Here is a 14,872-nt window from a genome sequence, read left to right as displayed (position 1 = left end):
ATTTGAACGTACTATAGGTAAAACAAACGACTTCATATTGATTAATTTATGTATTCCAGTACTTTAAAGACAAGACCTATACACCATACGATAAAGTAAGTAACACTGAGAACGAGGAACAGGAATCTCCAGATTTTCCGAAGTAGTGGAACCAATTCAATTTCCGTTTTGGTTTTCCACTCAATAATCGTTAATATTACACTCGTAACTAATGCAATGCCTACAATAATTCCTGTTGTCTGTATATGAAATAATGACTGAATGGCTATTGGAACCGCGAAAAATAGAAGGATAGTTGTGATATCTGCAGCAATTCCAAAGGAACGGACCTTTTTATGGCTGATCTTTACCGAAACTAGAAAAACAATGATGAAAATGACTATTGGAAATACAAGTAGGAAACTGATAATTGTTTGCAAGATATTATTCACTAGAATCACCTTTTATTTCTAATGCTAAAACAAAATGAAACAACAAAGTTAAAAGCGGAAGCTCTTTGTTTCTAGCTTCAGCAAGACTTATTAGTGCACCAACAATTGGTTCAATTTCTGTTTTGCGGTGATTTTGTATATCTTGCAACATGGAAGAATCATTTGAAGCTGTTTTTTCACACAATGCGAGCACATCTTCGAATGACAGGCTTTGATTTATTTCTGGAAATGCACGCTCAAGTTCTTCAAATGTAGATTTCATCAGATGATTAGCTTGTATGTTCGTTATCAGTTCCCCATTTTTTATATGCAAAATAGCAGTGATTGGATTGATGCACGCGTTGAGCACCGCTTTACGCAAAGTAATGGCATATGCATCTTCCATAACCTCTATCTTGAAAGAAGGTGATTGAAAGGTAGACACTTGTAGTTTAGTAAGCTTCCCTTTTTTATATGGCGCAACCTTCGTCAGTCCTAGGCCGGTGTGAAGAACAGTGGAGTCATCTTTTCTCATGGCACCATGTTCAATTGTAGCTATGTATATCTTTTTTTGTTTCAACCGTTCCAACAATTGAAGATGTGAAAGGCCATTTTGAATAAATAGTAGCGGTGTAGATATTGGGAGAGATCGTAAATCTATTTCAAGTTCCTCTAAATGGTGAACTTTTACTGCCAAAATCCATAGTGCATCCGTTGGAGCTTCACTAAACACTGCAGTTGCTTCGACGTGAACATTCATCATTTCTTCATTTGGATGAATGCGCGTTATCCCACATTTCTTTAGTTTTTGTGCTTGTTCTATTGTTCGTGTTACATATGTAATTTCATGCTTTTGCTGACCCAAATAAGAACCAATCAGTAAGCCAATCGCCCCAGCCCCAACAATAACCACTTTCATTGCACATTCAACTCCTAATATTCTAAAAGGCCTACCAAGGATCGGCAGACCTTTAATCTTTTTATGATTATACTGGATAAACTGGGTGTTTACGAGGTGGCTGTGGAATATGTTTCGTGCTATAGGCACTGAATCTCATCGCAAGCACTTCTCGTAGATCACTTGGTGCGACAATCTCATCTATAATCATTTCCGAAGCGAGTTTATAAAGGTCAATTTGTTCTTTATATTCCTGATGTTTTTCTTGAACAAATTTCAATCGTTCTTTTGGATCTTCAATCGATTCTATTTTATTTGCTAATACCGCATTGACGGCAGCTTCCGGTCCCATTACAGCAATCTGGGCAGTTGGTAAAGCGATACAGACATCCGGCTCGAACGCTGGACCTGCCATTGCATATAAGCCTGCACCATACGCTTTACGTACGATAACCGAAATTTTTGGTACTGTAGCTGAGCTCATCGCCATGATTAATTTCGCTCCATGACGGATTATGCCCGCACGTTCGACTTTCGTACCAATCATAAATCCTGGAACGTCGGCTAGGAATAATAATGGAATACCAAAGGCATCACATAAATTAATAAATTTCGCAGCTTTATCCGCGGAATCCCCGAACAATACGCCACCTTTAGATTTTGGTTGGTTTGCGATAATTCCTACCGCTTGTCCTTCAATACGCGCAAGACCTGTTATGATTTCAGTTGCAAACAATTTTTTGATATCAAATAATGAACCTTCGTCTATTAACTGATCAATTGCTTCATACATATCAAACGGAGCATTTTGATTTTCCGGAATAATGGCTTCTAAAGAGCGCCCTTCTTTTACGGCTTTCAGCTCTACTACTTTCGGCATTTCGGTAAAGTTAGCTGGGAAGTAAGCCAAATAGCGTTGTACTTCAGCAATTGCTTCTTGTTCACTAGTTACCAGAACATCTCCACATCCACTTACTGTACAGTGCATACGTGCACCGCCCATTTCTTCCAGCGTTACTTTCTCACCAATAACTTTTTCAGCCATACGTGGTGAACCTAAGTACATAGATGCGTTTCCTTCAACCATGATTACGATATCGCAAAATGCTGGAATATACGCCCCCCCTGCAGCTGACGGACCGAATAACAGGCATACTTGAGGAACGAATCCAGACATTCTAACTTGATTGTGGAATATTCTTCCTGCCCCACGACGATTAGGGAACATATCTAATTGATCGGTAATTCGAGCACCTGCAGAATCGACTAAATAAAGCATAGGGACACGCGTTTTTTCTGCAATTTCTTGAATACGAATAATTTTTTCAACTGTTCGTGAGCCCCATGATCCTGCTTTGACAGTTGAATCATTTGCCATAACACAAACTTGTTGACCACCCACTTTACCAGTGGCTGTAACAACACCATCCGCTGGTAAATCGCCCGCTTCAGAATTTGCAAAACGTCCATCCTCTAAATACACACCATCATCAAAAAGCAATGCTAAACGATCACGTACAAAAAGTTTATTTTGCTCTTTCATTTTTTCGTGATATTTTGAATGGCCACCTGCAAAAATCGTCGTCAATTTCTGTTCTAAACGTTCATTATAAGCTGTTTTCTCCGTCATGTTAAATCCCCCTTGTATCACAATCCCCAATGCTTAATTGTTACTTATTCAAATGTAAGCAGTACATCGCCTTCGTTTACAAAATCTCCAATTCGAGCATTGATCGTTGCTACTTTTCCAGCAGTTTCAGCTTCAATCGGAATTTCCATTTTCATAGATTCCAAGACCAATACTGTTTGTCCTGCTGTTACTTCATCGCCTTCGCTTACTCCAATCGTAAATACCGTTCCTGCCATAGTTGATAATAGTTGTTTCATCTCATTTTTCCTCCTTTTGTTGTTCAAGCCATTGCGGTAATACCGCTGTTGTATACGATCCATCTTGGAATGCTTGTGCTCCTAAAAATTCCCGGAATAGCGGGACATTCGTTTTAACCCCTTCAATCGTAACAGATGCAAAGAAATTTTGTGCATGTGCAATTACCTGTTGTCTGGAGTCCGATTTAATGATCACTTTTGCAATCATGGGATCATAGAAAGGAGTAACCGCGTTTCCTTCTTCATAACCCGAATCAATTCGAACATGATCCATAGAACCCCATTGCAACGTTTTAATGGTCCCTGGTGAAGGGAAAAAGGTTTTTGGATCCTCTGCATAAATGCGGAATTCCATCGCATGTCCAGTTGACTGTATTTCATGTTGATTTGTGATTGGGAGTGAATTCCCTTTTGCCACTTCAAGTTGCCATTCTACTAAATCAAATCCAGTAACTTCTTCCGTCACTGGATGCTCGACTTGAAGCCGGGTATTCATCTCTAGGAAATAGAACTGGTTGTTCTCATCCACAATAAACTCCACCGTTCCAGCATTACGATAATTGACTGCTTTGGCTGCATCAACTGCAGCTTTCAGCAAACGTTCACGTGCTTCTTGAGGGAAGTCTGGTGAAGGTGATTCCTCAATCACTTTTTGGTTGCGACGTTGTACGGAACAATTCCGTTCAAACAGATGCACGATATTTCCATGCGTATCACCAAAGATTTGGACTTCAATATGTCGACCATCAGCAATATACTTTTCTAAAAATACGACATCATCCCCAAAATAGGCTTTTGCCCTTTGTTTGACCGACATGAAATTCTGACTGAGCGTTTGCTCATCTTCACAGCGCACCATTCCAATCCCGCCACCACCGCTGCTTGCTTTTAACATAATGGGATAGCCAATTCGCATAGCTTCTTCAACAGCTGCCTCTAATGTATGTACGCCTTCTTCAGTACCCGGTACTACAGGTACCCCTGCCGCTATCATGGTTTGACGTGAACCTATTTTATCGCCCATTTTGTCTATCGTTTCAGGATTCGGACCGATAAAGATCATTCCCGATTCTTCTACTTTGCGTGCAAAACTTGCATTCTCTGAAAGTAAACCGTAGCCCGGATGAATCGCGTCAACCCCTTCACGCTTAGCTAATGCCAAAATATCATCCGCTTTCAAGTACGATTGTTGCACTTGGCTAGGACCAATTAAAAAAGCTGTATCAGCTTCTTTCACATAAGGTAAATCTGCATCTGCTTCTGCATAAATCGCTACTGTTTCAATATGTAACTTTTTGCATGTTTCGATAATCCGACGTGCGATTTCTCCTCTGTTTGCGATTAACACTTTTTTCATATGAAGTCCCCCTAAGTTGTTAGAACATGTAACCCCATCTACCTTAGTCTATACGAAGATTGAAAACGATTTCAAGCATAGATTAAGAAATATTCAAACTTTACTCAAAACTTAGAAATGAATTGCTTTAACAATTGAAGAATCAAGTCTTTTCATAAACAGATATCCATGGTCAATTTTTGCTCTACACAAAAATAGACTGTCTCTTTTGAGATAGAATCTCTTAAGAAGCAGCCTTTGGAATCGAATGTTATTTTTGTATTTGTTGAGTAAATGGACTAGATAAACAGACACGCTGGATTTGTTGAACAAATGTTTTTAATTCAGCATGCTCTCTCTGTAATTTATCATGCGCTTCCAATAATTCATCATAACTTGACATTGCTTGTTTTAAATGTGTATGCATAGGGTGCTGATATTTTTGTTTCGCTTGATTCAAGTCTTGTCCATAGGTATGTCTCAATGTCTTGTTCCATCTAAATCCACAAGCCTGTTTGGTACGAGACAGTTTTTCTGCAGCTACTTCAAAGGCATAAATTTGAGTACCGCCGTTTTTCACAATTTCCAACACGGTTGATGCTAATTTATGGTCATCTTCAGCCGTCCATTGATCTTTTCTTTTCACTTCAGCCATATCGTTTTCACCTCGCGTTTTTTTCTATTATATGCACGAGATAAATGAATAGAAGCTATTTTCCTTTTGATAAGAATTTTTGAACTGCTGCATGATGTACGTCAGCTTCCCACAAAACCGAACATGTTTTAACTTCTTCTTTTATTTGGTCTAGTAGTTTTTGCGCAGTCCATTTGCGTATGAGCATTTGTTTATATGCTCGATGAACGGTAGATTCTACTTGTTTCATATTTGCTAAGAACGATTGTAAGGCTTGCTCTGTGTTACCTTCATATATTTGGGTCGCCCACCCATTTTCTTGTAAGGTAGTAGCGTTGAAAGGTTTTGCTTCACATAACATTTGCAAGGCTAGGTCTTGTCTTGCAAGTTTTTCAAACAAATAGGTTCCGCCACCCCAACCACTTGTTATAGCTAATGACCCTTGAATAAAGCCACACTTTGCGTGTGTGGCTACAATGCGGAAGTCACAGGCTGTCGCAATCTCGCAGCCTCCTCCAACAGCATGTCCATTGACAAGAGCAATTACAGGCACTGGCAGAGTTGCTATGTTATATAAGACTTCTGCCATTCGATTAAGCATAAGAAAAGATTCTTGTGCTGTTTGGAGTCCATGAAAAACCGATAAATCTCCCCCCGAACAAAACGCATCATTTCCCTCACCCGTGATGACTACAAATTGTATGGTTGAATCTTTATGTACATCTAAAACAAGTTGTTCCAGTCCCTCAATGACTTCGTGATTAATTGCGTTGCGAATTTCAGGACGTTTTATTGTGAAGCGGATTATATTTTCCTCACGCTTAATGCTATATGTCATGTGACTTTTCCTCCTTGAATAGAAAAGAGTAGAAACTACTTGCCATCTCCTAATGGGATCGACTATGTTTTTCGAACAAAGGGTGTCAGTAACGAGATTTGAGAGTAAATAGAGAAAAAGACCACCCGAGAGCCATGGTCTCTCTGGTAGTCTTATATGAACAAATACTGAATTATTTGCTCAATACTTCTTTCCCTTTGTATTGTCCGCATGATTTACAAATGTGGTGAGCCAATTTCGATTCTCCACAATTTGGGCAAGCTACCATTCCTGGTAGAGATAATTTGAAATGCGTACGACGTTTTCTTTTTACTGTTTTAGAAGTCTTTCTAAACGGTACAGCCATTGGTGGCACCTCCTTACAGATCGTTTATTCGTCTGTTTGATCAAAATACTTAGCTAAATCAGCAAGTCTAGGATCCAATTTTTTAGGTTCATTTTCTACTTTAGCAAGCAATTCCTCATCTGTTAAGTAAGACCAGTTTTTACCGCCAGCAATTGGTTGATGCTCAGCATCTTCCGCATACACTTGTAACGGAATTTCAACTAAGATCAATTCTTCAAATACAGGGTCGACATTTATAACATCGCCTTCTACTTGATGAACTTCATCGTCGAAATCCTTTTGTGCTTCTGACCAACTAAAAATCTCATCTGTTTGAATATCAAACGGATACTCAACATCTTCCCAAGTGCGTGCACATGGTAAAGTCAGGGTGCCTGTAAGTTGAAAATGACAAGTCATTTGCGCTGCACCAAAAGTGCAGTGCCCTTTTACATGAACGGGTGAAATTTTCCGGATGTCCGGGTTACGTTTCATCACTTCATCCAGTTGAATCGTTTCATCAATTGGCATCCCGTCATGGCGATATTTAGATAGTTGATGAATTGCCCATTTCATTCGTTTATCACCTCAAGACAACAAAGTTGATTATATAATGCAGGAAATTAGATGTCAAGATAATTTCTTGTCACTCCTTTTTTTGACCCGTATAATCTACTATATAGATAAGGGGGTCACAATCTTGAAAGCAACTGGCGTAATCGTTGAACATAATCCGTTTCATAACGGACACTTCTATCATATCAGAGAATCTCGAAAGATAACAGACGCAGATGTCATAATCGCTGTAATGAGCGGAAACTTTTTGCAAAGAGGCGAGCCTGCACTTGTCGACAAATGGACGCGAGCTGAAATGGCATTAAAAGCTGGCGTAGACCTTGTCATTGAACTCCCTTATGTGTTTGCAACGGCACAAGCGAGCGACTTTGCACGAGGCTCTGTAACGATTTTAGAAGCCATGGGATGTGATAATTTATGTTTCGGTAGTGAAGAAGGATCAATAGAACCTTTTACAAATACCTATAAACTAATCAGCACACATCAAGAGACTTACCAAAATCGTATTAAACAATACATGAAACTTGGATATAGTTATCCAAAAGCAATGAATGAAGCGTATGATTCGATAACGAAAAACGCTAATGTCGATGTAGTCGACTTATCTAAACCAAATAATATTCTTGGCTATCACTATGTGGAAGCCGCTTATCGAATGAATGCCCGTATTTCGCCTATTACAATCCAACGTATAATCGCAGATTTTCATGATGATGTAGATCAAAACCAATCGATTGCTAGTGCAACAGGAATACGCAAAGCTATATTTGATCATGGCTCAATTGAAGCAATGACAAACTTTATGCCTAAAACTTCTTTGGAACATTTATTCCAATGGAGAGAGTCGGTAGGTGTATTTGGCAGTTGGCAACACTTTTGGCCTCTCGTGCGATTTACCATCATTCGCTCGTCTTTAAAAGAACTAGCGTCATATACAGAGGTAACTGAAGGAATCGAGCATCTAATTCTCGATGCAGCAAAAAAAAGTGAGACATTCGAGAAGTTTATGTCACTAGTGAAATCAAAGCGCTACACATGGACACGTATTCAGCGAATGCTCACACATATCTATACTGGATTCACCTGGGAGGAGTTACATGCACATCCAACCCCAACTTATTTGAGAATACTGGGCATGACACACAATGGTCAAAAATATCTTAACGAAAAGAAAAAAAGTCTTTCGTTGCCGCTCGTCAGTCGAGTTGCAGCAACAAAAGACTCATTATTGGAATTGGATATCCGTGCAACGGATTTATATCATTTAGGTCTGAAACATCTTGAAAATGAACAACAAATTGGACTAGATTATCAGAAACCTCCAATTATCATTTAATGCTTTTTCGGCTCAAGCTTATCTAAGTACGCAAGAGCGTCATCAATTGTTTTGACGGGCACGATTTTCATTTTCGTGCCTATTTTTTCTGCCTGTTTTTTCGCATCTTCATAATTAGAGCGTAGAGTAGGATTAGCTTTCATAACGCTTTCAGGCAAGACATCGTCCGGTGCAAAGAATATTTCAATGCCCTCATCATCTGCCGCAATCACTTTTAAATCAATTCCACCAATTCGACCTACTTCACCACTGCTCTGCATAGTACCTGTTCCAGCCACATTATAGCCTTTTGTTAAATCTTCATCCATTAGTTGATTTAAGATTTCCAAAGTAAACATTAGCCCAGCCGAAGGTCCTCCAATGTCCTCTGCTCCAATATGCACTTTAGGTGTTGTTGTTATCTCTTTATCTTCTGTAAAAGTGATTCCTAGACCTACGCGACCCTCATCAGTTGGAATTGGTTTCAATTCCACTTCAATTGTCTCAATTTTTTCATCCCGCTCAACTTGTAAAGTAATAACTTCACCAAGTTTCTTTTCTGACAAATAATCGATTAAACTTTGTTGGTCACTATTCTCCAATTGATCAATCTGTAAAATCCGATCCCCTGCTTTAAGCAAGCCATCAGCTGCTCCATTTGGTAAAACGTTTAATATAAATACACCTCTAGATATTATCTCATAGGGCTTACCTGCTTTTTCATACGCTACATGAATGGCACTAAATTGGGATTGCGACATTAAATGCAGTTGACGAACATTGTACTCTTCATCATTCTCATCAGGATTCCTTACTTGATTTGTTTGGAGAATTTCCTGCTCATCTGATACTTTAGCCCATGCATATGTAAATGGGGTTGCTTTGACTAAAGAAATAGTCATCAAACTCATCGAACCAACATCGTCTTTATCTCCACCTTCTACCTTTACAAGCGGATCAAGTGGATAAGCACCCCCTGGCTTCGTGATATACGCATCTACAGGATAAAAGCTTGCACTTACTACTAAAATAGCGATTAATAAGACACCCACTGTACTTTTCTTTCGCATGTTTTCTTACCTCCATAATGACAAGCAGTCTTTTTGCATATACATAGTGTAGCACTTTCACTTTACATCTGACAAAACGGTTGAAACGGGGAAATTCTACATGCTACATAAGACCAATCTATTCATCTGTTGGTTTCTCATGACTTTATTTATTTTGTTGCCTGGCATTGCTCACCAAGGGGCCCAACTTGGACTCGAAGTCTTTTTCAAGAGATTACTGCCTTATCTATTGCCATATTTAGTGGTCTCTCAATGGTTATTATATGAGCTGTACAAAAGAAATAAATGGCAATCACATGTAGGAAATAGTATAAAAATTTATGCGATCGGTGCGTTCGGCGGATTTCCTACAGGTGCTGCAACGATTTCGACTCTTGCGCAGTCTGGCATGATTGGAAAGAGACACGCAAGTCATTTACTTGGCATTTGTCATGCACCAAGCCCCATGTTTGTAGTAGGCGTAGTGGGTAGTCAATTTCTTTTATCTCCCCAAACAGGAATCACCCTTATGGTGATTTTGCACAGCATCAATCTCATTTTTTTATTTTTTCTTCATGCATTCGTTCCACTTCCGACCATTAAAAAGAATGAAAATGTAGTGAAAACAGTCAATTCGCCATTGAGTGAAGGCATTCATCAAACTGCTTCAATCCTACTTTTGGTTGCAACAACTGTTGTGTTTTTTACGACTATCAGCACAGTCATCAGAGAAAGTCTCGGGTTTATTTTTGGTGAAATCCCTCATCACATCACTATTTTTATTTTTTCTCTTTTTGAGATGACTGCAGGACTTGAAATTGCCAACCAACTATATCAAATGGAACCCTTTTTTCCGATTCTTGCTGTAGCTATTCTTTCGTTTAACGGATTAAGTATACATATGCAAATCATGGTGTTAGCAAAATCGGCCAAACTCTCTTTAAAACCATATGTCATTTACCGATTAGTCCATTTTCTTTTATTCGTTGGCAGTTGCTACTTTTTTTTATAAGTTTTCATTACCATGGTAACAAAAGAATAGGATTTGGTCCTCAGGTTTAATATGCCATTTTTCGTGGCAACGCCCGAGGTACCAAACAGATGGTTGTTCAAATTGTTAAGACATTTAAATCGTCTTTTATTATTAAACATTGTAATTCAAAGGATTCCATGGTGCTTAAGACGCACTACTGCGACACCATGGTTTATAGATAAAAGAGGCATGTGCGTTGTTTTTTGTAGACACTGTACTGAAATGAATATAATCAATATGCCTAACCAGCGTAGACGACTTTCAAGTGATAGCCGAAGCGAGACGCGTTTATTGTGGCGAATACTGATTACAGTCCATTATGGTTAACTGTTTAAGTGGCCTCAATAAAGTGTGTGGAGGTCAATTAGAGTTATTTTCCGCTACGCTAGTGTTAAATAAGCGTAGCTATTTGTTTTATTTCCGTTCATTTTGATTCTCACCCTTTTCACGAGATACTGCTATCAGTTCATTTTCACATTCTACCCGTCCGCCCAATTTCTCCCATAAAAACACCACTAAAAACGAAGCAGTCCACTGAACAAGTTTATTCAATCTAAACAGCGAGCCTTCCTCGAAAAAATCGAAGGAAGGCTCGCTTCTTATTTGTATACTTTGTACTGAAGTAGATGTGTCATCAATATGCTTAGGCAGAACCAGCGTAGCCGTAGCGTACGCACCTTTCAAGTGGTAGCCGGAGTTGCCTGACTTCACGCGGGAGGCACCCACAAAGCGCAGAAGTGGTATTAAAGGGAATACTTGGTCTAACCTATAATGATGAACTTTTTCAGGGACCACTATTTAGGGTAGGATAAGCCTTGAACACTGGGTTCGTGGTAATCCTGGATTTATGATGTCTAATCTTTTTAAAAAATCACGCGGATCGCGCGATTATTCTTTAGCAAATTTAAATTGTAAGGCCGCTTCTACCTGTTTTGGCACAAGTTCGGATATATTTCCACCATATTTAGCTACTTCCTTGACAATGCTTGAACTCAAGAAGGAGTATTGGTTGTTTGTCATGATGAAAAATGTTTCAATTTTATCATCAAGCACACGGTTCATCGAAGTAATTTGCATTTCATATTCAAAATCCGAGACGGCACGTAGCCCTCGCACGATGGCATGAGCATTCACACTTTTCGCATAATCGACGAGCAATCCTGAAAACGAATCAACCCGAACATTTGGCAATGAGGCAGTCACTTCTCGAATTAAGTCCATTCGTTCCTCCACCGTAAATAACGGTTTTTTGGATGAATTGTTTAACACGACCACATGAATCTCATCAAAAACAGAGGCACCTCGTTTTATGATGTCCAAATGGCCGAATGTGACGGGATCAAAACTTCCCGGCACTACTGCAATCTTAGTCATGGAGTTCTCCTTCTTCCTGTTGATAAATCGAGATAATTGTACTGCCATAAATTTCTTTTCTAGTCAGTCTGAAAGGTCCGTAATTGCTTGGAAGGTCGACGCCTTTTTCATGTTCACATAAGATAATAGCATTATCAGTCAGCAAATTTTTTTGAAAAAAATGCTCAATTAATTCATAATAGCCCACTTTTTGATAAGGAGGGTCTACAAATAACAAATCTACACGGGCTTGTCTTTTTTCTAATGCTTTGATTGCTCGAGTAGCATCCGCTTTATATACTTCAGCTTTTTCCTTGAGTTTACATTTTTCTAGATTCTCATGAATAATTTGTATGGCACGTGGATCTTTTTCAATAAAAATGCACGTCTCAATGCCACGACTGAGCGATTCAATGCCAAGCCCCCCACTCCCCGCAAATAAATCCACAGCAAGTCCCCCATCAAAATAGGGTCCAATCATATTAAAAATTGATTCTTTCACTTTATCTGTTGTTGGTCTGGTTCCCGCTCCTGGAACTGCTTTTAAAGGGAGACCTTTTTGTGCACCGGAAATAACTCTCATGAAGATCCTCCTTGACCGATTTTACGGTTCTGGTATTACCTAATCTGACTTTTCATACCCACATAGGCTCACCCATGATAAGATATCTATGGAAAGGATGTGTTTGTCTCATATGATTCAACGATTTATTGAACTTGGAGAAGGCTATAGCGATATTTATGAATGGATGGAATTGCTAAAAACAAATGAATCTCGTTTTCACCATGTATGTATTTTCACATCTGTAACTGGTGACGTCAAAAAATTGAGTCTTGCGCTTATCTTAAAACCAGTAGGCGAAAGTAAATTTACACCGATTTACTTTTGTCGTGAAGGCATAAACTTCTCGGTTGAAAAAACGAGCAAAAGAATCGAATTAGTTGAAAAGACGCTGCAGGAAAGAAACTATTCCCCACACCGTCTTGAAGTTAAGCATTCATCATTTTTTGCAGAGCAAGCTTTGTACCACCAATATTTAATCGGTTTACTTAGATTGCATCATATTTTGCCACCCTTAAGCTAACCTATAAGCCACTTTTATAATCATATTCTTTCGCTTTATCAGGTTTAGAATTTTCATATTCAGTTTTGACAAATGGACGATATGATGGAGTTACGTCTTTCACAAAAGGAAGCTTTTGTAACTTCGAGGAAGTCGCTTCAATTTGATCGAGGTCGCAATACATTACTACGTACTTTAATTTCCGAGAAATATATTGCACATGGCCATACTTTCTCAGCGATTTTGCTTGTTTTAAATGATGTACATATATAATTAATCCTTGCCGGTCATTCATGCGAGTTCCCTCTTTTCTTACTTAAAAGAATACCATATGAAAGAAAACGTTCGCAACCGCTTGAAACGAACAGCTTCATTTGATTCAAGTATTGTACGCTGTAAATCTCACTCCGAGTATAGGTAGCGCACTTCACTAAATAATTGGTATACTAATCTTTATAATTATGAAAGTAGTTGCACGAGGAGGAATTAAACATGGGGAAAAAAACAAAGGTAGCAATTGCAATTGCCGCTGCTGGTGCAGCTGCTTGGGCAGGCTCTAAAGTCATCTCAAAACCTCAAAAAAGACCAGATAAAGAAGCATTAGAGTATGAGCATCCCATTATTTTAGCTCATCGTGGTGGTTCTCTGATTGCCCCAGAAAATTCTATGACAGCATTCAAAAAATCTGCTGAACTTGGAGTTCATGGATTTGAAATTGACGTTCGCTTAACAAAGGATGAAGAAATCATCGTTTTTCATGACGAATACTTGGATCGTACAACTGATGCTGCTGGACGTGTTTCAGAAATGACGCTAGCCCAATTGAAAACTTATGATCTTGGATATCAGTATATAAATGGTCAACAAGAATATGAATATCGCGGTAAGGGTGCGGTCATACTTACCCTTCGGGAGTTATTTGCAGAATTCCCCCAAATGCTAATCAATATTGATATGAAAGATTCTCCCGACACATATGAAGGTAGTTTAATCCCTTCTAAGCTATGGCGGTTAATAGAAGAAGTTGGGGCTCAAAATCGTGTAGTAGTCACCAGTTTCTATGATGAGCAAATTGATCGCTTCAATTTATATGCGCAAAATTCGGTCGCATTAGGGGCTGGAGAAAACGAAGTACGTAAAGCATATTCTGCATATACAAGCCAGTTTGGGCATTTATATCACCCACGTGCAGACGTTTTCCAAATTCCAGTGAAATCTGGTATTTTCCCACTCGACGGAGAAGGATTTATTAACTTCCTCACTAATTTAAATGTGCCAGTACATTACTGGACAATCAATGATATTGAGACGATGGAACGTTTACTCCGATCAGGTGCCAAGGGTATTGTTACGGATCGGCCTGATTTAGCAATTTCTTTATTATCGGGTCTTGAATAAAAATATTTTGCTAAATGTATTTACGCCCTTAGCTAAGAAAGTCCACAATTCTTTATCGTTCATTTGCGCTTGGCGCAATTGCACTCTTTCTTCATTATTCAATATCAACAGCATTCTTTATTAAAGCCATAAAGAAAAAGGATGTGCACATTCATCGCACATCCTTTTATTAATTAGACCTTGAACTATTGCGTTCAATTCTACTTTTCGTGGTGCCAAGCTAGAGTGGCACTTTACGCATTTATTTTAAGCTGAACAACCACAAGAACCACCAGTTCCACAACTACCAGTGCTACAAGATGATGCAGCGGCGAAGAATGGATTACTTACTGGTACCTTGACAGATTCAGATACGGTTTTACCTAATAATAAGCTGACTTCATCCAATAAATCTTGCAGATCGTTTTCAGCTAATTTTAATGTTGCTACACGGTCATTCAAATCAAGTGCACGTTTTTGTACACGTATTGACTTCATCACATGTTGATAGTCTGGATGATACTTACCAAAGCGTTGAACATCTTCATACTGTTCTTTCAACTGTGAGAAAGAAGCGATTTGTCTTCTCAATAAATCGTCTGTGTAGACAGAAAAATAAGCTTCTTTGAAGCGTTCAACTTGTTCGGATGATAAGATCATCTGCGTTAAACTATCGCCTTCATCCATGATGTTTGCCCATTCTGACGTCATCATCATCGGACATTCCCCCAATCTGTACTTATCATAACAGATTGTTTGAAGAAATAAAAATACATG

At 38.9% G+C, this 14,872-nt stretch carries 19 protein-coding genes; 4 read left to right on the top strand and 15 right to left on the bottom strand.

Translation table 11 applies throughout. The features are described 5' to 3' along the window. Window positions 1-41 precede the first annotated feature (41 nt). The 9 genes from GY23_RS01640 to GY23_RS01600 all read right to left on the bottom strand — a co-directional run bounded on the left by GY23_RS01640 (window position 42) and on the right by GY23_RS01600 (window position 6,904). Window positions 42-431: a DUF3397 domain-containing protein gene (locus GY23_RS01640; RefSeq protein WP_075617466.1), complete on the bottom strand. Its 390-nt coding sequence runs from the start codon at window positions 429-431 to the stop codon at window positions 42-44. Further along, window positions 424-1,329: a ketopantoate reductase family protein gene (locus GY23_RS01635; RefSeq protein WP_075617465.1), complete on the bottom strand. Its 906-nt coding sequence runs from the start codon at window positions 1,327-1,329 to the stop codon at window positions 424-426. The genes GY23_RS01640 and GY23_RS01635 overlap by 8 nt, the downstream gene beginning before the upstream one ends. 67 nt (window positions 1,330-1,396) lie before the next feature. After that, complete coding sequence (locus tag GY23_RS01630; RefSeq protein ID WP_075617464.1) at window positions 1,397-2,938, bottom strand: acyl-CoA carboxylase subunit beta; 1,542 nt, start codon at window positions 2,936-2,938, stop codon at window positions 1,397-1,399. 44 nt (window positions 2,939-2,982) lie between these two features. Then, window positions 2,983-3,195: an acetyl-CoA carboxylase biotin carboxyl carrier protein subunit gene (locus tag GY23_RS01625; protein ID WP_075617463.1), complete on the bottom strand. Its 213-nt coding sequence runs from the start codon at window positions 3,193-3,195 to the stop codon at window positions 2,983-2,985. A gap of 1 nt (window position 3,196) precedes the next feature. Further along, the gene (locus GY23_RS01620) at window positions 3,197-4,552 is read right to left on the bottom strand and encodes an acetyl-CoA carboxylase biotin carboxylase subunit (RefSeq protein WP_075617462.1); all 1,356 of its coding nucleotides are present in this window, start codon (window positions 4,550-4,552) and stop codon (window positions 3,197-3,199) included. Between the two features lie 250 nt (window positions 4,553-4,802). Then, window positions 4,803-5,186, bottom strand: a complete 384-nt coding sequence (locus tag GY23_RS01615) for a transcriptional regulator (RefSeq protein WP_075617461.1) — start codon at window positions 5,184-5,186, stop codon at window positions 4,803-4,805. 55 nt (window positions 5,187-5,241) lie between these two features. Then, a complete protein-coding gene (locus GY23_RS01610) occupies window positions 5,242-6,003 on the bottom strand; it encodes an enoyl-CoA hydratase/isomerase family protein (RefSeq protein WP_075617460.1) in 762 nt (253 codons plus the stop codon). Between the two features lie 172 nt (window positions 6,004-6,175). Then, window positions 6,176-6,349 carry a 50S ribosomal protein L32 gene (gene rpmF, locus GY23_RS01605; RefSeq protein ID WP_075617459.1) on the bottom strand — a complete coding sequence of 58 codons (174 nt, stop codon included), beginning with the start codon at window positions 6,347-6,349 and terminating at the stop codon, window positions 6,176-6,178. Window positions 6,350-6,373: 24 nt separating this feature from the next. Beyond that, window positions 6,374-6,904, bottom strand: coding sequence for a YceD family protein (locus tag GY23_RS01600; RefSeq protein ID WP_075617458.1), 531 nt, complete (start codon window positions 6,902-6,904; stop codon window positions 6,374-6,376). A gap of 124 nt (window positions 6,905-7,028) precedes the next feature. Between GY23_RS01600 and GY23_RS01595 the strand changes: the two genes are divergently transcribed. Beyond that, window positions 7,029-8,240: a nucleotidyltransferase gene (locus GY23_RS01595; protein WP_075617457.1), complete on the top strand. Its 1,212-nt coding sequence runs from the start codon at window positions 7,029-7,031 to the stop codon at window positions 8,238-8,240. On the opposite strand, the gene GY23_RS01590 is transcribed toward GY23_RS01595, so the two are convergent. Continuing rightward, window positions 8,237-9,289: a SepM family pheromone-processing serine protease gene (locus tag GY23_RS01590; RefSeq protein ID WP_075617456.1), complete on the bottom strand. Its 1,053-nt coding sequence runs from the start codon at window positions 9,287-9,289 to the stop codon at window positions 8,237-8,239. The genes GY23_RS01595 and GY23_RS01590 overlap by 4 nt on opposite strands. A gap of 139 nt (window positions 9,290-9,428) precedes the next feature. Here GY23_RS01590 and GY23_RS01585 point away from each other — a divergent pair, with 139 nt between their 5' ends. Next, the gene (locus tag GY23_RS01585) at window positions 9,429-10,280 is read left to right on the top strand and encodes a hypothetical protein (protein ID WP_245827542.1); all 852 of its coding nucleotides are present in this window, start codon (window positions 9,429-9,431) and stop codon (window positions 10,278-10,280) included. A gap of 435 nt (window positions 10,281-10,715) precedes the next feature. Here GY23_RS01585 and GY23_RS01580 read toward each other — a convergent pair whose 3' ends face one another. The 3 genes from GY23_RS01580 to rsmD form a co-directional block, all read right to left on the bottom strand. Then, window positions 10,716-11,012, bottom strand: a complete 297-nt coding sequence (locus GY23_RS01580) for a hypothetical protein (protein WP_075617454.1) — start codon at window positions 11,010-11,012, stop codon at window positions 10,716-10,718. Window positions 11,013-11,189: 177 nt separating this feature from the next. Continuing rightward, window positions 11,190-11,675: a pantetheine-phosphate adenylyltransferase gene (gene coaD, locus GY23_RS01575; protein ID WP_075617453.1), complete on the bottom strand. Its 486-nt coding sequence runs from the start codon at window positions 11,673-11,675 to the stop codon at window positions 11,190-11,192. After that, window positions 11,668-12,237 carry a 16S rRNA (guanine(966)-N(2))-methyltransferase RsmD gene (gene rsmD / locus GY23_RS01570; RefSeq protein WP_075617452.1) on the bottom strand — a complete coding sequence of 190 codons (570 nt, stop codon included), beginning with the start codon at window positions 12,235-12,237 and terminating at the stop codon, window positions 11,668-11,670. Before rsmD ends, coaD begins: the two co-directional genes overlap by 8 nt. A gap of 112 nt (window positions 12,238-12,349) precedes the next feature. Between rsmD and GY23_RS01565 the strand changes: the two genes are divergently transcribed. Continuing rightward, on the top strand, window positions 12,350-12,739 hold the full coding sequence (locus GY23_RS01565) for a DUF7147 family protein (RefSeq protein ID WP_075617451.1): 390 nt from the start codon (window positions 12,350-12,352) through the stop codon (window positions 12,737-12,739). Window position 12,740: 1 nt separating this feature from the next. On the opposite strand, the gene GY23_RS01560 is transcribed toward GY23_RS01565, so the two are convergent. After that, a complete protein-coding gene (locus GY23_RS01560; RefSeq protein ID WP_075617450.1) occupies window positions 12,741-13,013 on the bottom strand; it encodes a YlbG family protein in 273 nt (90 codons plus the stop codon). A gap of 197 nt (window positions 13,014-13,210) precedes the next feature. Here GY23_RS01560 and GY23_RS01555 point away from each other — a divergent pair, with 197 nt between their 5' ends. Continuing rightward, entirely contained in the window at window positions 13,211-14,116 is a 906-nt protein-coding gene (locus GY23_RS01555; RefSeq protein ID WP_075617449.1) for a glycerophosphodiester phosphodiesterase family protein, read from the top strand. A 246-nt stretch (window positions 14,117-14,362) separates the two neighbouring features. On the opposite strand, the gene GY23_RS01550 is transcribed toward GY23_RS01555, so the two are convergent. Next, window positions 14,363-14,812 (bottom strand): YlbF/YmcA family competence regulator, encoded by a 450-nt coding sequence (locus GY23_RS01550; RefSeq protein WP_075617448.1) that lies wholly within the window; start codon window positions 14,810-14,812, stop codon window positions 14,363-14,365. Window positions 14,813-14,872: the final 60 nt, after the last annotated feature.

Source organism: Paenisporosarcina indica, from assembly GCF_001939075.1.
GTDB classification, from domain to species: Bacteria; Bacillota; Bacilli; order Bacillales_A; family Planococcaceae; genus Paenisporosarcina; species Paenisporosarcina indica.
Note: the sequence above shows the minus strand (reverse complement) of the source record. Positions and strands in the feature narration are given on the sequence as shown.